The sequence below is a fragment of the Flagellimonas sp. genome (genome assembly GCF_965222555.1).
In the GTDB taxonomy this organism is placed as follows: domain Bacteria; phylum Bacteroidota; class Bacteroidia; order Flavobacteriales; family Flavobacteriaceae; genus Flagellimonas.
The window spans coordinates 405,308-424,981 of sequence record NZ_CBDCUG010000004.1; the positions used below are offsets into that span (position 1 = coordinate 405,308).

Sequence of the window (19,674 nt, forward strand, 5' to 3'; positions counted from 1 at the left end):
TTAAACCGTTGCCAACGCATACATTTTTTCTCGCTGCGCCTTGATGGATTTATCCGACATATAATCATCAAAAGTCAAATAGCGGTCAATACATCCCTTTGGAGTAATCTCAATAATTCTGGTCGCCACGGTGTGCACAAATTCATGATCATGTGTGGTAAGCAAAATGGTGCCCTTAAAATTCTTCAGAGAGTTATTGAAAGCGGTAATACTTTCCAAGTCCAAATGGTTTGTAGGCTCATCCAGCAATAATACATTGGCTCGTAGCATCATCATCCTGCTCAACATACAACGTACTTTTTCTCCTCCAGAGAGCACGGTACATTTTTTAAGGGCTTCCTCTCCGCTAAAGAGCATCTTACCCAAAAATCCACGAATGTAAACTTCCTCACGCTCTTCTTCGGTCTTTGCCCATTGGCGTAGCCAGTCCACTAAATTGATGTCATCTTTAAAGTATTCTGCGTTATCTGCAGGCAAATAGGATTGCGTAGTGGTCACTCCCCATTGATATGATCCGCTGTCTGCTTTTACCTTTCCATTGATAATATCATAAAAAGCCGTTGTGGCCCTTGAATCTTTGGAAATGATGGCAACCTTGTCCCCTTTTGCCAAATTAATATTGACATCTTGAAACAACAGATCTCCATCTTCAGAAGTCGCTGAAAGTTTTTCAACGTTCAAAATCTGGTCACCAGCTTCTCGTTCCCGATCAAAAATTATAGCAGGGTATCTTCTACTGGACGGTTTAATGTCTTCTATCTTAAGCTTGTCCAACATTTTTTTACGTGATGTGGCCTGCTTACTTTTTGCAACGTTGGCACTAAAACGCTGAATGAATTCCTGCAGCTCCTTTGCCTTATCCTCCGCTTTTTTGTTTTGCTGTGCACGCTGACGGGCCGCCAACTGGCTACTTTGGTACCAGAACGTATAGTTTCCAGAAAAAAGATTGATTTTTCCAAAATCAATATCAGCAATACTGGTACAGACCGCATCCAAAAAGTGCCTATCGTGAGATACCACAATTACCGTGTTATCGTAATTGGCCAAAAAGTTCTCCAGCCAGTTTATGGTTTCATAATCCAAATCGTTGGTAGGCTCATCCATGATCAAAACATCTGGATTACCGAACAAGGCCTGGGCCAAGAGTACCCGTACCTTTAATTTCGAATCCAGATCGGCCATGTTGGTATAATGGAACTCCTCGGTAATCCCTAAATTGGATAACAGTGCTGCTGCATCGCTATCGGCGTTCCATCCGTTCATTTCCTCAAACTGCACCTGCAACTCACCTATCTTCTCCGCATTTTCGTCGGTATAGTCAGCATATAATGCGTCAATCTCCTTTTTTATCTTGAACAGCGGCTTGTTGCCCATTACAACTGATTCCAAAACTGGAAATTCATCATAGGCGTTATGGTTCTGTTCCAAAATGGACATCCTTTTCCCTGGTTCCAAATGTACGCTTCCGGAAGTGGCATCAATCTGCCCTGACAAAATCTTTAAAAAGGTAGATTTACCAGCGCCATTGGCGCCAATTATTCCATAACAATTTCCATGTGTAAAGGTCACGTTTACTTCATCAAACAAGACCCTTTTTCCAAATTGTACCGATAGATTGGATACTGATAACATGCAGCTATTTATTTTTTTGCAAAAGTAGCTAAATCCACCCCTTATTACCAATTTAAACACACATTATTAAACTACACAATTACAATGTTTTACAACATTTAACTAGCTATTAACAAGATAGGCTTTATGGTATTCTTAATTTTGTTCGTCAAACAAGTTGATTCTCTTTATGATAAGACTTTTACTCGGCCTCACCCTTCTCTCTGTTTTTGCATGCTCTGAAAAATCAGGGGAATGCCCTTCAGTTTTCTTCGGTGGGGAGATTGTGAACCCAACAAGCGAGTATGTTGTCCTTTACAGAAATGACACATACATCGATTCCGTTAAATTGGATGAGGGGAATCGTTTTGCATTTAATTTACAGGGAATTGAAGAAGGGCTGTATCATTTTGATCACAATCCCGAGTTACAATACCTATATCTTCATGAAGGGGACAGTATCCTTATACGGTTAAATACCATGGAGTTTGATGAATCCTTGGTTTTCTCTGGAAATGGAAGTGAGATCAATAATTTTTTGATAGAGATGTTCCTTGCCTATGAGCAGGAGGAACCGCTGGTCTATTCTTATTATGGGCTTGAGCCCGAGGTGTTCAGCAAAAAGCTGGATTCTCTGCGGCTTCTAAAACTTAAACAACTTGATGAGTTGACCGCAGACAATCAAATATCTGAAAGAGGTTTAGCTCTGGCAAAGGCGTCCATTGACTACAACAGTTATATACATAAGGAGAAATATCCTTTTAAACATAAATGGAAGACAGGTGAAAAAAGCGTTCATGATTTATCCCCTTCCTTTTACGACTATAGAAACAACATCGACTTAAATAGTAGTGAGCTTACCTATTTTAGGCCTTACTTTGATTTCATGAAATATCATTTTGGCAATTTGTCCTATATGTCATGCATGAAGAGTTGTGACAACGAGGAAGCTCCCGTTAGCGAACTTTTACATTTTAACAAGCATAAGCTTAAACTGGTTGACAGCTTGGTACAGGAAACTGAGCTCAGGGATATTCTTTTTAGGAATATTGCCATGGACTATCTTTTAAAAGAACGAGGAGCCACAAATATGGAATGTCAGATATTTATTGACAAATTCCGCTCGTTATCATCCAATGAAACACACAAGGAAGAGATTACCCGTTTGTATCGTGGTATTCAAAACCTTCAGCCAAAAAATGACCTTCCTGACCTGCTCGTCACGGATATGGACAACAACAAGGTTTCCTTAAAAGCCCTTGGCAAACAAAAAAAGACCGTATTTTATTTTTGGTCGGCTTCACAGAAAAGACACTTCAAAAACATTATAGGGCACATAGCCAAACTTCAAAAAAAATATCCTGACCATAATTTTGTCGGCATTAACGTAAGGACAGGTTTTGAACAGTGGACCAACATTATAGAGGAAAACCACCTGGACAAAAGCAATCAATATCATGCAGAGGACTTTAAAGAGATTCAAACTGCCATGATCATTGATAACTTGAATAAATGTGTTATTGTGAATGACAACCAGATCGTAGATGGCTTTGCAAGCGTCTACGGTTCCTTCTAAATCAAAAAATCCCAAGAACATAAGCTCTCAGGATTTTCCCAATTTGAATTTCTTTTTCTTTTAGCTATTGCCTTTACGGTAGTCTGCCAAAAACTTTTCCAATCCAATATCCGTTAGCGGGTGTTTTAGAAGCCCTTCAATGGAAGATAATGGGCCTGTCATAACATCTGCCCCAATTTTGGCACAGTCTATTACGTGCATGGTATGTCGTATTGAGGCTGCCAGAATCTGGGTATCAAAAGCATAGTTATCATAAATCTGGCGGATTTCTGCAATAAGGTTCAATCCATCTGTAGAAATATCATCCAACCTACCCAAAAATGGTGAAACATAGGTTGCGCCCGCCTTAGCAGCAAGTAGCGCTTGCCCTGCAGAGAAAACCAATGTACAATTGGTTCGGATTCCATTATCAGAAAAATATTTCAAGGCTTTAACTCCATCCCTAATCATGGGGACTTTGACCACTATTTGTTCATGCAATTTGGCCAACTCCTCTCCTTCTTTTACCATGGCATCAAATTCCGTGGATACCACTTCGGCGGAAACATCACCATCAACAATGTTGCAGATGTCCACATAGTGTTTTAGAATATTCTCTTTACCCGTTATACCTTCCTTGGCCATTAACGAAGGATTGGTGGTAACGCCATCTAAAACCCCTAGCTGCTGCGCCTCAGAAATTTGGTCAAGATTGGCCGTATCAATAAAAAATTTCATTCTTATGTGCTGTTTTAAGTTGTGTAGAAATGAATCAGTTGCGAATTTACAACAATAAGAAGGAAGGCCGGTTATTATTGTTTAACAAAATGGTGGGGTTAGTGCTAATCCACTACCTGAATAACGAACTCCCTAACCGTTGAATCCGAACACGTTGGACTTCCATCATACCCGTCATAGTCATAAGATTCAACAAACAATTCCACTTTGAACCTGTAAACACCCCGTTCTTCTGGAGTTCCATAAAATTCTATGGACCTACGCCTAATGTCATAAAAAATTCCAGGTGGAAGCTCACCAAAAATATCGAAGTTATAATCGTAGTCATTGTCATTGACTTCGTTACTTATTTCCGCGGTCACAAAACCTCGGTACCTTTCGCCCACAAGCCCTATCTCCAAAGGCTTATCGTGGATTTCCGGATTAATGTTGAACACACACTCGTAGATTTCATCGCAGCCTTGAAGAAGAAGAATTCCGGCTGCACAAAATAGTCCTAGTAATCTTTTACTTTTTCCCATGTTTTTTCAGTAATCAAAAAACATGCCATCGCTTTACAACTTGTAATGGTTGAGTAAAAGTTTTTCATAGACCCTATCTGGTAAAATTTTCTTTAAGAAGAGTGAAAACTTTTGCATAAACTCTCCCACAGGGTAATGAATCTTAGGGTTTGTCTTCAAAATAATTTTGTGCACCTTTTTAGCCACCTGCATGGGATCCCCTCCGGCATCCACATGCTCGTTCATCAAATCCAAACTATTTTGATAAGCTTGTTCATAGGCGGAGTCCTTTATCACTGGAGCATGGTAACGTCCTGCAGCAATGTTGGTGGCAAAATCACCCGGGGCAAGATTGGTAATGGAAATACCGAACTTTTTGGTCTCCATGCTCAAGGCTTCGGTTATCAACCCCAAAGCTCCCTTTGAAGCGGAATAATACCCTCTAAACGGCAATCCCATATATCCAGCTATGGAAGTGGTATTGATGATAAGCCCCCCTCCTTGTTTGCGCATTTGTGGCAATACGGCCTTCATCATGCGTACAGGGCCATGAAAATTAATATCAAAAACATTTTGAATCTCTTCATACGGAGTTTCCTCTACCGGCCCCGTGATTCCCACTCCGGCATTATTGATCAAAACATCCAATCTGCCTTCCTTACCTATAACATCACTAACTGTTTTTTCAACACTTTCTGACTGCTTCACATCCAACTGCATCAGCTCAAAAGCATCAAAATCTGGATAGTTCTTGGGATTTCTGGTGGTTCCGTACACGGTAAAACCTCTACCTGTCAAATACGTTCCTATAGATTTACCTATTCCAGAGGAACCTCCGGTTATCAAAACAACTTTTTTATCCATTCTAACAGTTTGTTTTTGGACTGGAAAGATACATGATCATGAGAATTTAGGGCACAAAAAAAGGCAAGCTACCTACATCGCACCGCTACGACCGCATACCCTTGCTGCGTTCCCACCCTGGGGGATTTTGCAGGAGCTGGTCGTGTAGGACTTGCCAAGTGCAAATATACGACCTTTTAAATTTGCTGCAATCCCAATTCATCCTTAATTTCGATACCCAAGGTCATAAAAAATGAAACAAGTTATCAAAACTATGGTCAAGTTATTTTCTATCAGTGGGTTCTTACTTTTTTTCCTCGGTTGCGGAGGTAATGCAGACCCTTCTAAATTTTTTGATATACAATTGGAAGGAAACAAAAATAAGTTTCAACAACATCAAGAAGTTGGAGTTGCCATTAAAAACAAAAAGGACCTGGAAATCTCCAGTGTATCCTATTCTATTGATGGCAAAGAACTACCATTGACCAATGGAAAACTCAAATTGGATATGCCAACTTTGGGAAATAAGGTCCTTGTGGCCAATATTGGTTTTGAAGAACAGTCTGTTGAAATAAAAAAGAAGATTCGGTTATTGGCGGCCAAGGCCCCTGAGGTTTATACCTATGATATCATCAACACTTATTCCCATGACCCAACCGCATATACGCAGGGTCTGGAGTTCAGCAATGGAGTCTTGTTTGAAAGTACAGGAAAAAAGGGTGCTTCCACAGTTAGAAAAGTAAATTTTGAAACCGGGGAAATCCTTCAAAAAATAGATATGGACAACACCATTTTTGGCGAGGGCATTACCTTAATGAACAATAATCTTTACCATCTTACCTGGAGAGCGGGCATTGGGTATGTGTACCATCCGGCTAATCTAGAAAAAATCAAGAATTTCAGTTATGGTGAAAGTCGCGAAGGTTGGGGGCTGTGCAACGATGGAAAAAAAATATTCAAAAGCGATGGAACGGAAAAAATTTGGTTTTTAGATCCTGATTCATTGGAAGAACAGGGGTACATAGAAACCGTGACCAATAAGTCCATTTTCAATATGGCCAACGAATTGGAATATGTGGATGGGAAAATCTATGCCAACGTTTACCAAAAAGAAAGCATGATGATCATTGATGCAACATCAGGAGCCATAGAAGGTGTGATCAATTTTGGTGGACTTAAGAACAAGGTCAAAAAGGGACCCCAATGGGATGAGGGCAATTCTGTGTTGAACGGGGTGGCCTATCACAAGGAAAGAGGAACGTTTTTTGTCACTGGCAAAAACTGGGACAAGCTCTTTGAGGTCAAAATCAGAAAGAAATAGTAATGCAGACCTATTCCCAAACCTTTCCTGTTAAACAAGACGATCTGGATGAGCTGAACCATGTGAACAATATTAGGTATGTGGAATGGATCCAGGAGATTTCCAAAAAACATTGGATAGCGGCCACCACCCCTGCCGTTAGGGATAAAATGATCTGGGTAGTTAAAAACCACAACATCACCTATTCCAAATCCGCAATACTGGGAGACACCATTGAAGTCTCCACCTATATTAAGGGTACCAAAGGTCCATTGTCCATCAGGGTTGTGGAAATCAAAAACAATAAAACAGGCAATGTCTTGGTTAATGCTTGTACGGAATGGTGCCTTTTGGATGCTGAGACGTTTAAACCAAAACGTGTTCCAGTAGCTGTTCAAAATCTATTCAATTAACCGTGGATCGTTGGTATATAAAATTGGGAAGTATTGTAATTGGGCTGGTACTTGCCATTTCCATAAGTTCTTGCCGAAAAGATTTTGATTACGTCCCAAGTTCCGGCAATCTTCAATTTTCCAAGGACACTGTTTTTTTGGATACCATTTTCACCAACATAGGCAGCAGCACCTATACCTTAAAGGTATACAACAGAAGCAACGAGGATGTCCTTATTCCATTTGTTGGTCTGGAAGATGGACAGAACAGCAGCTACAGACTCAATGTGGACGGACAGGCAGGAAAAGAGTTCGACAACATCCCCCTGTTGGCCAAGGACAGTCTTTTTGTATTTATTGAAACCACCTTTGATGTATCCCCGACCCAGAAAAATGAATTTTTACATACCGATGCGATAGTATTTGGCAGCGGCGCCAACCAACAAGAGGTACAATTGGTGACCTTGGTAAAGGATGCTGTTTTTTTGTATCCCCGAACGCTTTCCAACGGCACAAAGGAAACACTGGTATTGGGTATGGATGAAGATGGGAACGAAATTCGAGTGGAAGGATTTTTTCTGGAAACTGACGAACTGCAGTTCTCCAAAGAAAAACCATATGTTATTTACGGTTATGCAGCTGTTCCCGAAGGGAATATTTTGGACATGGAAGCAGGTACCCGCGTACATTTCCATAAAAACTCGGGTATTATTGTCAACGATGGAGCTGCAATACACATTAATGGTGCATTGAGCCAAGATCAAGAGATATTGGAAAACGAAGTTATCTTTGAAGGGGACCGTTTGGAGCCTACCTATGCCAATGAACCCGGGCAATGGGGCACTATTTGGATAAGGGAAGGGAGCAACAACAATCTTATTTCCCATCTTACCATTAAAAATGCCACTGTAGGTATACGAGCGGATGGCGATGGTGTTTTGACCGACCCAACCCTTACATTGAAAAATGTCCAGGTGTACAATAGCCAAAATCACAATCTGTGGGCCACAACGGCCAGTATAATAGCAGAAAATACTGTATTGGGAAGTGCCGGGGGCAGTTCCTTTTATGGCAATGTGGGTGGCAAGTATGTTTTTACGCATTGTACTTTCGCCAACTTCTGGAACAATGGGCCACGTACCGCTCCTACCCTATTATTAGATAATTTTACCACCGGCACGAGTGGTGAAACGCTCACCGCCGACTTGGAAAATGCGGCCTTTGTGAATTGTATAATAGATGGTACCCAATCCATTGAGTTTTCACTTTTTGAAAATGCCGGGGCAGCGTTCAACTTCAATTTTAAAAATTGCCTATTGACATTCAATGATTCAAATAATCAGTTTACAGACAATCCCCTGTACAACTTTGATGATTTGGATCATTATCAAAATAATATTTTTAATCAGGATCCAGATTTTCAAAGACCATTTGAAAATCAATTTCATATAGGAAGCAATTCGGCGGCAATTGATGCTGCCGACCCCACCATTGTTCCTCCAATTGTCAGTGATATTTTAGGGAATGACAGAACGCCCAATCCTGACATTGGTGCTTATGAAAAGAGTGTAGACAACTAGTTTTAGGCTAAAAACAATGTTTTTTTAACGAAAAATCCTTCATTTTGGGGGAAATCTACAATTTTTTTAAGGGAAAACTGCAATGAGTTTTTTTTACTCGTTAGTAACTTGCACCCAGTAGATTAGCGATGAATTACACCTACATCATAATAGATTCCAATGCTGGCTCCAAGCTACAATTGCAATTGTACTTGCAAGAGTATGGAGATTTCTCCTGTGTGGCCACTGCCAAGGATGCAACGGAGGGGTTGAATTCCATTCTAAAGTTTATGCCAGATGTAGTGCTGATCAACCTTAATGAAGAAGGCATGGACTACTTTCAAATGGTATCGGAACTTGGCCAGTTCATTAAGACCTTACCTGTTATTATAGGATATTCCGCTACCAAAAAGTATGCTTACAATGCCATAAAGAGCAGCTTTTTTGATTATTGGATCTTACCGCACAATGAATTCGACATCCGTAAGACCATTATGCGACTTAGAAAGCGGCATCCAAAACAACACATGCCCTCCACCATCTGCTTAAAGTCATATAACGACTACCGCTATTTGGACACGGACGAAATCCTATATCTAAAATCTGACAACAATGCCACGGACTTCTTTATGAAGGACGGCAATGTTGTAAGTGCGTTCAAGACACTAAAATCGTTTGAGCAGCGTTTACCTAAGAGTTTTATACGAATACACCAAAGCTATATACTAAACAGCAGATATGTTTCCCGTATCAACTACGGAAAATCTATGTGCACACTTCGTAACGAGCATGAAGAGGAACTGCCCTTTTCCAAAACCTACAAGGACAAGATCGATGCCCTAAAGGATATGCTCTCCAAAACGGCCATTAAATCACTTAATTAGTGTAATTCTTACAGTTTTCTGTGAAATTCTATCACAATTGGTACGGATACTAAAATAATCCGTGCCATGTCCCCAGCATCCCTTCCTCATAATATCTTGGCTGCATAAACCATAAGTTCTAACCTTAAAACATGATTATTATGAAAAAAGTATTTGGTATTTTGGCTGTAGCAGTTTTGACTCTTGGAATGTTCTCTTGTGAACCGGAAAGTGATGTGAAAGAAACCGAAGCTCTTATGGCGGAAATTGGAGATCAGGATGCTAACACTGGACAAAGCTCTGGCTCCGACGACAGAAACTAATATACCATCTTGACTCTTTAAACACATCAAGATGAAAAAGTTAACCTCAAAAACTCTCCTTTTAATTGCCAGTTTCTGTGTCTTGGCCTGTAACAGCAGCTCCAACGAACAAAGTTCTTCGGTCTCTGAGGAGATGGCACTTTTAAAAGAAGAAACAAACATCAACGTTAACACGGTAAGCAATTTTTCAGCTTTAAAGTCCTCAATGGATGATGATAGAGAATTGTGACCTATGATAGTTTTAAAACATAGCCCCTGATCGTATCTGGTTTGGGGCTTTTTTTTTACCTTGTAGTAAAAGAAAACAAACATTTGCTTACTTTTTAGTACATCAATTTGAAAAACAAGGGTTTAATACTTTTTTTTATTCTTTTAACCTGCTGTGGAAAGCAATCCAAGGACAAGGTAACTCCTTTGGATTCTGAATCTGCTGTCATAAATGAGTGGATCAATATAGCTCGGGACAGTACACAACTATCGCTGCAAGGTCGTAAACAATACTTGGTCAATGCTACAGAAAAAGCGAATACTTTTTCAAACGACACCGTCCGTTTAGACCATCTTTCAAGAGTTTCTTTGGCCTATAAAAAACTGGAAGATTCAACTGGCTTTAGAAATATGAACCGAAGGGTCATGGATTTATCAAGAGATGATAAAATCTATAAAGCCTTGGGAGAGTCCCATTGGGATTTGGCAGCCTTCTTTAAATCCTATGGGGTTATGGACAGTGCCTATTTCCATTACGAAAAAGCCTATAAAAGCTTTGATCAAATGCCCTTAGATTCCACCTCCCTTTCATTGAGAGGTAGAATTTTATATAGCATGGGGAGAATTCAAGATTATTTTAAGGACTATTTGGGTGCCGAGGTAAACATTACAGAAGCGTTACGAATTTTTGAGGATTTGGAAGACCGTAAAAGAATCTATAACTGCAACAATATTTTGGGTATGGTTGCCAGTGGAATGAATAATTCTGAAAAAGCATTAGAGTACTTCCAAAAAGCAAGGGAGGATATCGAAGAATTTGAACCTGACAATAGGACTTCTTATATCTGGGAGAATGGAAATAATATTGCTAATGAATATCTAAGAAATAAGGAGTATTTAAAATCAGCCAAAGCTTACCTAAAACTTTTTAATGACAAAGGTTTAAGTACCGAGAATACATCTTTATATTCTAAAGTGGTAACAAGCCGCGGCTATGCTATTTTTAAAGGGGAGAAAGATTTAGAAGGAGCTAAAGAGTTGTTAGAAAAAGCCATTAGTTTGAACGACAGCATGCCTCTATCTGTAGAAAATGACCAGGCCCGGGCCAAACAGTATTATTCAGAATTGCTAGCTACGGCAGGAGATACAACATTGGCCAAACAATTTGCCAAAGAATCCTTGACGCTCGCTAAAGAAACATCCAACAATGACCATCATTTACAGGTGTTAAGGCTTCTTACAGCCATAGATTCAGAAAACGCGGTCGCTTATTCCGATGAATATTACGAACTCAATGAAAAAATAAAGCATGAAGAACGGGCAATCAGGGATAAATTTGCCCGTATCCGGTTGGAAACGGATGAAGTAATCCAAAGAAACGAGCTGCTCTCCAAACAAAAGCAAATATGGACAGGTGTCGCGTTGGGGCTCCTCCTTTTAGGGGTGGCATTTTTTATTATTATTTCGCAGCGCATCAGCAACAACAGGCTTAAATTTCAACAAAAACAACAGGAGAGCAATCAAGAAATCTACAACCTTATGCTGTCCCAGCAGGGAAAATTTGAAGAGGGCAAACAGCTGGAACAAAAGCGTATTTCAGAAGAGCTTCACGATGGTATTTTGGGAGAAATGTTGGGGATACGACTCATCTTAAGTGGCTTAAATGATAAGGATGACGAAGCTTCGGTACAATACCGGGCCGATCTTATAGAAAAACTGCAGCAATTGGAAGAGGAAATAAGGACCATTTCGCATGAGCTGAGTGATGCATCCTACCAAAAATTTTATAACTTTATTGTATCTCTGGAGGATTTAATCAGTACCATAGGTACATCTTCAGGGATTTCGTGTTCTTTTACATATGCCGAGGGCGTGGAATGGGACAATCTTGATGGGGATATTAAGATCAATATCTACAGAATTGTTCAGGAATCGCTCCAAAACTGTGTTAAACATGCCCAGTGTGATAATATTCAGGTAAGCTTTGAGGTGAAAGGCAGTATGCTGGAGCTAAAAATTTCGGACGATGGCATTGGTTTTGACACCGGTAAGGGCAAAAGAGGCATTGGCTTGCGAAATATAATTTCGAGAGTTGAAAAAATAAACGGAGACCTTACCGTTGACAGTAAAAAAGGTAAGGGAACCACAACTAAGGTAGTGTTCCCCCTATGATGATACAAGACCAGAAGATCCCATTGACATAATGGATCACAAACAAGTGATGAATGTTTAGTGGGACCAACCAAAAAACAGCAGTATGCAAACACTTAGAATTTTAGCCATTGATGATCATGAAATGACCATGCTGGGATATAAGTTTATCCTGGAGCGTGTGGAATTTGAGGGGTACAATATTATAGTGGATACGGCCAACACCTATGATCAGGGCAAAAAAAATGATAGAGGATTCCGTTAACTCCTTTAGATATGACATTTTGTTCTTGGACGTACAATTGTTCCCGCCCAATGAACACCAACCGGTAACCGGGGAAAACTTGGGCATACTGGCTCGTAAACTGGTGCCAGAGACCAAGATCGTGTTCATGTCCTCTTTTAGTGACAGCTACAGAATAAACAGTATCCTTAAATCTGTTGATCCAGATGGGTATTTGGTAAAGACCGATATAGATCCAAAAACCTTGGAAGATGCAGTTAAGACCGTTACGCTGAATCCTCCGTATTATTCCTCCAAGGCGCTCTCTGCCATTAGGAAGAAAATGGCCAATGACATCAACTTGGATGAAAAGGACAAGAAGATATTGTACCATCTTTCCATTGGCACCAAAAACAAGGATTTGGAAAACCATATTCAATTATCGCCATCTTCCATAGAGAACAGAAAGCGACATTTGAAATCACTTTTTGGAACGGAAAATGAGAATGATCTTGCCTTGATTCTCGCAGCCAAGAACAGAGGTTTTATTTAAAATTCTACTTAACCGCTAGGTTTGCCAGTTCACAAGAAAGTCCTTTTTTGTGACGCTTTTTTCAAAAAAAAACGTACAAATAGGAGAAAAAACCCCAGAATTTTTAAGGTTTTCCTCCAATCTGAAGAAAAAGATTCGTTTTAACTTTGAAAGAGAACATTCATGCAAACCACAAAATTATGCCATTCCAAAAAAAAGTCAACCCCTAATTTCCCCCCTGAGCGGTATGCGGACTTTTGTTACCGCGAATGGGTTAAATGAGTTTATTAAAGTCCTAGAAAAAGAGTTTTTTTGCCGAAGGTAGGAGTACAATGCCGTTACCATACCGATAACGAGAACACAGATTTGGTCCTAGACCTATATTGTAATTTTGGACTTACTGAGAGCCTTCACCATTTTAACAATGGTAATTGGGGGTGGTTTTGCATACGCCAAAAAAAGATGCAACTATATCATCCTTTGAAGCAGCCTTTCAAAAACTATGTGCCGACAACCACAATACCGTAGACATTGCGGAACTTTCATTACATTTTTAAGGATACATCCTTAATAATTACCAGAATCTACGATCATAGTATTCCGGCTCAGTTAGAGGACATTATATCCAAGGCAAGTGAACACTTTGTGTATTTTACCAAAGGACTTACCGAAATGCCCTATGAAATTTTTGTTCCCGTTTTTGAGGACAACACGCAAAATACCACGGAGATTTCAAAAAATCAAAGTACCTATTTTGATTATTGGGGCCTTTACTTTGATGATGAGGTACAACACGATGTAAACGGTATACACCTTAAAAACAAGACAGCTCCGTAAAGAAGATTTTTTTTCTTTTGGATTAATTAACGAAACAAAAAATACTAGTTCAAATAAAGCTTAGGTAGTTTCTAATCAGTAGTAAATAAAGGTCGTGACTTCATTAGGTCATTGACCTTTGTTTTTTATTTGGGCTATATGGGCTTCATCGCTAGGGTTCATAATAACACTATCAATAAAATCCACAATGGTTTCCATATCGGCTTCCTTTAAACCTCTGGTAGTTATTGCAGAAGTCCCAAATCTGATTCCCGAAGTAATAAACGGAGACTGATCATCAAAAGGCACCATGTTTTTGTTTGCCGTAATAGCGACCAAATCCAATGCTTTTTCAGCATCTTTCCCAGTAATATTTTTGTTTCTGAGGTCGATCAACATCATGTGGTTGTCCGTTCCTCCAGAAATTACTTTGTAGTCTCTTTTCATAAATGCTTTGGCCATGGCATCAGCGTTCTTCTTCACCTGAAGCATGTAATGTAAGAAATTGTCGGACAATGCCTCTCCAAAAGCAACCGCCTTGGCAGCAATGATATGCTCCAATGGTCCCTCCTTGGTTACCTGGGAACACTGCTAAATCCAGCAGACCAGACATTTTACGCAGATTACCGTTCTTAAGCCTTATTCCAAATGGATTTTCAAAATTCTCTCCCATAAGGATGAGTCCTCCCCTAGGGCCTCTCAATGTTTTATGTGTGGTAGTGGTTACTATATGGCAATGTGGTACCGGATCGTTCATGATACCTTTGGCTATCAACCCTGCCGGATGTGATATATCTGCCAATAAAATGGCATTTACGCTATCAGCAATCTCTCTAAAACGTTTAAAGTCCATATCCCGTGAATACGCAGAAGCTCCAGCAATAATCAACTTTGGCTGTTCCTTAGTTGCTATTTCTTGGATCTTGTCATAATTCAAGGTCCCGGTCTCCTCATCAACACCATAAAACACAGGATTGTACAATTTTCCAGAGAAATTTACTGGTGAACCGTGTGTAAGGTGTCCGCCGTGTGAAAGGTCAAAGCCTAAAATGGTATCTCCGGGTTTTAAACAGGCATGGTATACGGCTGCATTGGCCTGCGAGCCGGAATGGGGCTGTACGTTGGCATATACGGCTCCAAAAAGCTCCTTGGCGCGGTCAATGGCCAATTGCTCCACCTCATCAACTACTTCACAGCCTCCATAATAACGTTTACCTGGATATCCCTCAGCATATTTATTGGTCAACACGGAACCTGCCGCCTCCATTACCTGGGGGCTTGTAAAATTTTCCGAAGCAATAAGTTCTATCCCTTCAAGTTGTCTTTTTCTTTCATCCTCAATGAGGTCAAAAATCTGGTGGTCTCTTTGCATTTGCCTTTAAATTAAGAAGTCCCAAAATTACAAATACAAAGGGAATTTGAACCCAAAAAAATAGGTGGGATCATGTATTTTATCAAAAGGCAATTAACAATCTGTTTTTACTCCAGAATTACTAAAAAAAGCGTGTTTTTTGTGTATTTCATCGAAATTATACTACCGTTTATCCTTTTTCGTTACTAGTGTATAGGTTTTTGGCACGGCTGTTGGAAACCAACTAAAAACCAATAAAATCAAAAAGCCATGAAAAAAATATTACTCATTAGCACATTAATTCTACTTGCCGCATGTGGTGGAGTAAAAAAAACCCAAGAAGCATTGAACAGTGGCAACTATATTTCTGCCATGAACAAGGCCATTAAAAACCTTGCGGAAAATAAAACCAAAAAAGGGCATCAGGCCTATGTTGTTTTGTTGGAAGATGCGTTTGCCAAAAATGCTCAGCGTGAAATGGAGCAAATATCCTTTTTAAAAGGAGATGGTAATCCTGCAAACTTGGAAACCATTTACAACAAGTATTTGCAACTGAAACAGATTCAGGAACGAATCAGACCATTAATGCCCCTTCCTATTTATGACGAAAACAGGAACGCTTCTTTCGATTTTGTAAATTATGATTCGAGAATCGTAGCTACAAAAAACAATCTATCCGAGTATTTGTACAGCAATGCCAATAATCTTTTGACTTCTGCTGACGAAAAAGAGGATTATAGAGCCGCTTATAGCGAGTTGAAATATTTGCAGGAAATAAACCCAGGGTATAAAGAAACCATTGGCAAAATGGAGGATGCCTATGCCAAAGGACTTGAATATGTTAGGGTTGAAATCGGTAATGACACTCAACAGATTATTCCTGAACGATTGGAAGACGAACTATTGGATTTCAATTCATATGGCATCAATGACTTTTGGATGGAGTACCATTCCAATCCAGTGGCCAATATTAAATATGACTATGCGCTGAACCTTGATTTTAGAGAGATCAATGTTTCTCCTGAACAAGTAAACGAAAAGCAGATCATAAAGGAAAAACTGGTCAAGGATGGTTATGATTATGTTTTGGACGATAATGGAAATGTGGCTAAAGACAGTCTTGGAAACGACATAAAAGTTGATAAGTTCAAAAAGGTGAAGTGCAATTTTTACCAGTTCACACAATTTAAGGCCGCCCAAATTGGTGCTAAAGTTAGTATTACCGATTTAGAGAGTGGTCAGGAAATCAACTCTTATCCCTTAAGTAGTGAATTTGTCTTTGAGCATGTGTATGCCAACTATAGAGGAGATAAAAGAGCTTTGGATACAGATCTAATTACCTTGCTGAACGTTAGGGCTGTGCCGTTCCCTACCAATGAACAAATGGTCTATGATGCAGGGGAGGACTTAAAATTAAGATTAAAGTCCATTATTGCCCAGAACCGGTTTGTGGCCGATAATCAGTTCAATGATTAAATAAATTATCAAATCGAGACTTAAAAAACAACACTCGAACGTAACAGTTCATTTAAAAAAAACAAAGCCCCGACGATGTAGTCGGGGCTTTTATATTATACATATTCTTCTATGTTGGTATCTGTTATGGCGCCATGTGAAGTATGGAAGCTAGTCTCTCCATTTTTAATAATCAATAATTGTGGAGATTGGTGCATTACCTGAAATTTAGCTGCCACAGCATTGGAAATATCACGATGCGCGTGTAAGTCCAAAAAATAGACGTCTACATCTTCTCCCAGAGTATATGCCGAGGTGAACATATTCAACACCATTCGGCTAATACCACAAGTGGTGGAATGCTTAAAAATAAGTTGGGTCCTAGTTTTTGATTTTTCAGCAATCTCATCCAGTTGTTCCAAGCTTACCAAAGGTATCCACGGAACTTGTCTTTCTTCTCTTTGCTTTTCTTCTTTCCTGCCAAATAAACTATTAAATATTCCCATGCTGCTAATTTAATAGTTATGTCGAGCTTGGGCAAAAAGCTTACAAACTGACGAAATGTCCTTTGTTTTTAGGGTTTTACCGACATTTTGACGGTGCTTTACCTATGGTAAGGTTGTTGAAATAGAGGAAATAAAACATTGAAATGAACTTAAATAATTTCACTATAAAATCACAGGAAGCCATTCAGCAAGCGCAACAGCTTGCGCAAGGGCTTGGACATCAACAAATAGAAAACGAGCATATTTTTAAGGCCATTACCGAGGTGGATGAAAATGTTTTGCCGTTTATTTTAAAAAAATTGAATGTCAATACATCACTGATCAGTCAAATCTTGGAAAAAGAATTGGAAAGTTTTTCCAAAGTTTCGGGTGGGGAACTCATGCTTTCCAGGGAAGCTGGAAAATCATTGAACGAGGCCAGTATCGTAGCAAAGAAGATGGGCGATGAATATGTATCCATAGAACATTTGCTCTTGGCTATTTTCAAATCAAAAAGTAAAATTGCCCAAATCCTAAAAGATCAGGGAGTAACCGAAAAAGACTTGAAGGCCGCCATTGAAGAACTCAGAAAAGGAGGTAAAGTAACTTCGCAGAGTGCAGAGGACACCTATAATTCCTTGGATAAGTACGCCAAAAACCTAAACCAACTAGCGGACAGTGGTAAATTGGATCCCGTTATTGGACGTGATGAAGAAATTAGAAGGGTACTTCAAATTCTATCCCGTAGAACCAAGAACAACCCCATGCTGGTTGGTGAGCCCGGGGTGGGTAAAACGGCCATCGCCGAAGGATTGGCCCATCGAATTGTGCAAGGAGACATCCCAGAAAACCTCAAGGACAAGACAATTTATTCCCTTGATATGGGTGCATTGATTGCCGGTGCCAAATATAAAGGAGAGTTTGAGGAGCGATTAAAAGCGGTCATCAAAGAAGTTACCTCTTCAGATGGTGACATTGTACTCTTTATTGATGAGATACACACCCTTGTAGGTGCTGGAGGTGGCCAAGGCGCCATGGATGCCGCTAACATTTTAAAACCAGCTTTGGCAAGAGGTGAACTTAGAGCCATTGGAGCCACCACCCTAGATGAATATCAAAAGTATTTTGAAAAGGACAAGGCCTTGGAGCGTAGGTTTCAAAAAGTAGTCATTGATGAGCCCGATACCGAAAGTGCCATTTCCATCCTAAGGGGTATCAAAGAAAAATATGAAGCTCACCATAAGGTGCGTATTAAGGATGAGGCGGTGATATCGGCAGTGGAGCTTTCGCAACGTTATATCACCAACCGGTTTTTGCCCGACAAAGCTATCGACCTTATGGATGAAGCAGCTTCCAAACTTCGCATGGAAATCAATTCCAAACCCGAAGAATTGGATGTGCTCGACCGAAAAATAATGCAGTTGGAAATTGAGATTGAAGCCATCAAACGAGAAAACGATAAGGCGAAGCTTCAAAGTTTGAATCTGGAATTGGCCAATTTAAAAGAAGATCGCAATGAGATTTTTGCGCAATGGGAAAGCGAAAAAAGTGTGGTGGACAACATCCAAAAGACAAAACAGGATATTGAAAACTTTAAACTTGAAGCGGAGCGCGCAGAACGTAATGGGGATTATGGAAAAGTGGCAGAGTTACGCTATGGAAAAATAAAGGAATCCCAGGAACGGCTTGAAAAACTTCAAGAGGAATTGGCAGAACAACAGAGTTCTGGAACCTTGATCAAAGAAGAAGTGACCAATGAGGACATTGCCGAAGTGGTTGCCAAATGGACAGGCATTCCCATGACCAAAATGATGCAGAGCGAGCGCGAAAAACTACTACAGTTGGAAGATGTGCTCCATAAACGCGTCGTAGGTCAAGAAGAAGCCATTGTCGCGGTTTCAGATGCAATTAGAAGAAGTAGAGCTGGTTTACAGGATGCTAAAAAACCGATAGGTTCATTCCTGTTCCTCGGAAACACAGGTGTTGGTAAGACAGAATTGGCCAAAACATTGGCAGCTTATCTTTTTGATGATGAAAATGCCATTACCCGCATTGATATGAGTGAGTACCAAGAACGTCATTCCGTAAGTAGATTGGTTGGAGCACCTCCAGGATATGTAGGTTATGATGAAGGCGGTCAATTGACCGAGGCTGTTCGACGAAAGCCATACTCCGTGGTTCTTTTGGATGAAATTGAAAAGGCGCATCCCGATACGTTCAACATTCTATTGCAGGTATTGGATGAAGGCCGATTGACGGACAATAAAGGTCGTGTGGCGGATTTCAAAAATTCCATTATCATTATGACCAGTAATATGGGAAGTCCCATCATTCAAGAGAAGTTTGAGGGTGCAGTAGATTTGGAAAGTGCAGCTGATGCAGCTCGAATCGAGGTCATGGGCTTGCTTCGCAAGACTATCAGACCAGAGTTCTTGAACCGTATCGATGATATCATTATGTTCACTCCATTGACCAAGTCAGATATCAAGGAAATTGTACGGTTACAATTGGATCAGCTCAAAAAGATGGTTTCCAGGCAGCACATTACTTTGGATGCCACGGAAGAAGCCATTACATATTTGGCAGAAAAAGGATACGACCCTCAATTTGGAGCAAGACCAGTAAAACGGTTGATACAAAAAGAGGTGCTTAACAACCTTTCCAAAGAACTTTTGGCTGGGAAAATAAAAGCGGACAGTATCGTTTTACTGGATTCTTTTGATGACCAATTGGTCTTCAGAAATCAAAATGAGCTAGTGGAATAAGTAGG

The 19,674-nt window shown here is 40.0% G+C and carries 18 protein-coding genes, 1 other RNA gene and 1 pseudogene; 13 read left to right on the forward strand and 7 right to left on the reverse strand.

Annotation, left to right across the window (positions count from 1 at the left end; all coding sequences use genetic code 11):
• Window positions 1-1,632, reverse strand: coding sequence for an ABC-F family ATP-binding cassette domain-containing protein (locus tag ACOQO1_RS06230; RefSeq protein ID WP_420602004.1), 1,632 nt, complete (start codon window positions 1,630-1,632; stop codon window positions 1-3).
• A gap of 169 nt (window positions 1,633-1,801) precedes the next feature.
• Between ACOQO1_RS06230 and ACOQO1_RS06235 the strand changes: the two genes are divergently transcribed.
• Window positions 1,802-3,187: a TlpA family protein disulfide reductase gene (locus tag ACOQO1_RS06235; RefSeq protein ID WP_420602005.1), complete on the forward strand. Its 1,386-nt coding sequence runs from the start codon at window positions 1,802-1,804 to the stop codon at window positions 3,185-3,187.
• A 60-nt stretch (window positions 3,188-3,247) separates the two neighbouring features.
• On the opposite strand, the gene fsa is transcribed toward ACOQO1_RS06235, so the two are convergent.
• The 4 genes from fsa to ffs form a co-directional block, all read right to left on the reverse strand.
• Complete coding sequence (fsa, locus tag ACOQO1_RS06240) at window positions 3,248-3,904, reverse strand: fructose-6-phosphate aldolase (RefSeq protein ID WP_420602006.1); 657 nt, start codon at window positions 3,902-3,904, stop codon at window positions 3,248-3,250.
• Window positions 3,905-4,008: 104 nt separating this feature from the next.
• Complete coding sequence (locus ACOQO1_RS06245) at window positions 4,009-4,425, reverse strand: hypothetical protein (RefSeq protein ID WP_420602007.1); 417 nt, start codon at window positions 4,423-4,425, stop codon at window positions 4,009-4,011.
• A 33-nt stretch (window positions 4,426-4,458) separates the two neighbouring features.
• The gene (locus ACOQO1_RS06250; protein ID WP_420602008.1) at window positions 4,459-5,268 is read right to left on the reverse strand and encodes an SDR family oxidoreductase; all 810 of its coding nucleotides are present in this window, start codon (window positions 5,266-5,268) and stop codon (window positions 4,459-4,461) included.
• 58 nt (window positions 5,269-5,326) lie between these two features.
• An RNA gene (ffs, locus tag ACOQO1_RS06255) (signal recognition particle sRNA small type) lies at window positions 5,327-5,425 on the reverse strand.
• Window positions 5,426-5,521: 96 nt separating this feature from the next.
• Between ffs and ACOQO1_RS06260 the strand changes: the two genes are divergently transcribed.
• The 10 genes from ACOQO1_RS06260 to ACOQO1_RS06305 all read left to right on the forward strand — a co-directional run bounded on the left by ACOQO1_RS06260 (window position 5,522) and on the right by ACOQO1_RS06305 (window position 13,634).
• Window positions 5,522-6,568, forward strand: coding sequence for a glutaminyl-peptide cyclotransferase (locus ACOQO1_RS06260; RefSeq protein WP_420602009.1), 1,047 nt, complete (start codon window positions 5,522-5,524; stop codon window positions 6,566-6,568).
• A 2-nt stretch (window positions 6,569-6,570) separates the two neighbouring features.
• Window positions 6,571-6,960 carry an acyl-CoA thioesterase gene (locus ACOQO1_RS06265; RefSeq protein WP_420602010.1) on the forward strand — a complete coding sequence of 130 codons (390 nt, stop codon included), beginning with the start codon at window positions 6,571-6,573 and terminating at the stop codon, window positions 6,958-6,960.
• 2 nt (window positions 6,961-6,962) lie between these two features.
• Window positions 6,963-8,519: a hypothetical protein gene (locus tag ACOQO1_RS06270; protein ID WP_420602011.1), complete on the forward strand. Its 1,557-nt coding sequence runs from the start codon at window positions 6,963-6,965 to the stop codon at window positions 8,517-8,519.
• Between the two features lie 128 nt (window positions 8,520-8,647).
• Complete coding sequence (locus ACOQO1_RS06275; RefSeq protein WP_420602012.1) at window positions 8,648-9,382, forward strand: LytR/AlgR family response regulator transcription factor; 735 nt, start codon at window positions 8,648-8,650, stop codon at window positions 9,380-9,382.
• Window positions 9,383-9,522: 140 nt separating this feature from the next.
• Window positions 9,523-9,684 (forward strand): hypothetical protein, encoded by a 162-nt coding sequence (locus ACOQO1_RS06280; protein WP_420602013.1) that lies wholly within the window; start codon window positions 9,523-9,525, stop codon window positions 9,682-9,684.
• 31 nt (window positions 9,685-9,715) lie between these two features.
• Window positions 9,716-9,913: a hypothetical protein gene (locus ACOQO1_RS06285; protein WP_420602014.1), complete on the forward strand. Its 198-nt coding sequence runs from the start codon at window positions 9,716-9,718 to the stop codon at window positions 9,911-9,913.
• 107 nt (window positions 9,914-10,020) lie between these two features.
• Complete coding sequence (locus ACOQO1_RS06290) at window positions 10,021-12,063, forward strand: tetratricopeptide repeat-containing sensor histidine kinase (RefSeq protein WP_420602015.1); 2,043 nt, start codon at window positions 10,021-10,023, stop codon at window positions 12,061-12,063.
• 85 nt (window positions 12,064-12,148) lie between these two features.
• The gene (locus tag ACOQO1_RS06295) at window positions 12,149-12,307 is read left to right on the forward strand and encodes a hypothetical protein (protein WP_420602016.1); all 159 of its coding nucleotides are present in this window, start codon (window positions 12,149-12,151) and stop codon (window positions 12,305-12,307) included.
• Window positions 12,288-12,818: a histidine kinase gene (locus tag ACOQO1_RS06300; protein ID WP_420602017.1), complete on the forward strand. Its 531-nt coding sequence runs from the start codon at window positions 12,288-12,290 to the stop codon at window positions 12,816-12,818. The genes ACOQO1_RS06295 and ACOQO1_RS06300 overlap by 20 nt, the downstream gene beginning before the upstream one ends.
• A gap of 510 nt (window positions 12,819-13,328) precedes the next feature.
• The gene (locus ACOQO1_RS06305; protein ID WP_420602018.1) at window positions 13,329-13,634 is read left to right on the forward strand and encodes a hypothetical protein; all 306 of its coding nucleotides are present in this window, start codon (window positions 13,329-13,331) and stop codon (window positions 13,632-13,634) included.
• Between the two features lie 71 nt (window positions 13,635-13,705).
• Here ACOQO1_RS06305 and glyA read toward each other — a convergent pair.
• Window positions 13,706-14,985: pseudogene (gene glyA / locus ACOQO1_RS06310) on the reverse strand (serine hydroxymethyltransferase).
• A gap of 249 nt (window positions 14,986-15,234) precedes the next feature.
• Here glyA and ACOQO1_RS06315 point away from each other — a divergent pair.
• Window positions 15,235-16,440, forward strand: coding sequence for a hypothetical protein (locus tag ACOQO1_RS06315; RefSeq protein ID WP_420602019.1), 1,206 nt, complete (start codon window positions 15,235-15,237; stop codon window positions 16,438-16,440).
• Between the two features lie 95 nt (window positions 16,441-16,535).
• Here ACOQO1_RS06315 and ytxJ read toward each other — a convergent pair whose 3' ends face one another.
• The gene (gene ytxJ / locus ACOQO1_RS06320; RefSeq protein WP_420602020.1) at window positions 16,536-16,925 is read right to left on the reverse strand and encodes a bacillithiol system redox-active protein YtxJ; all 390 of its coding nucleotides are present in this window, start codon (window positions 16,923-16,925) and stop codon (window positions 16,536-16,538) included.
• 143 nt (window positions 16,926-17,068) lie between these two features.
• On the opposite strand from ytxJ, the gene clpB reads away from it, so the two are divergent.
• Window positions 17,069-19,669 (forward strand): ATP-dependent chaperone ClpB, encoded by a 2,601-nt coding sequence (gene clpB, locus ACOQO1_RS06325; protein ID WP_420602021.1) that lies wholly within the window; start codon window positions 17,069-17,071, stop codon window positions 19,667-19,669.
• The last annotated feature ends 5 nt before the right edge of the window (window positions 19,670-19,674 follow it).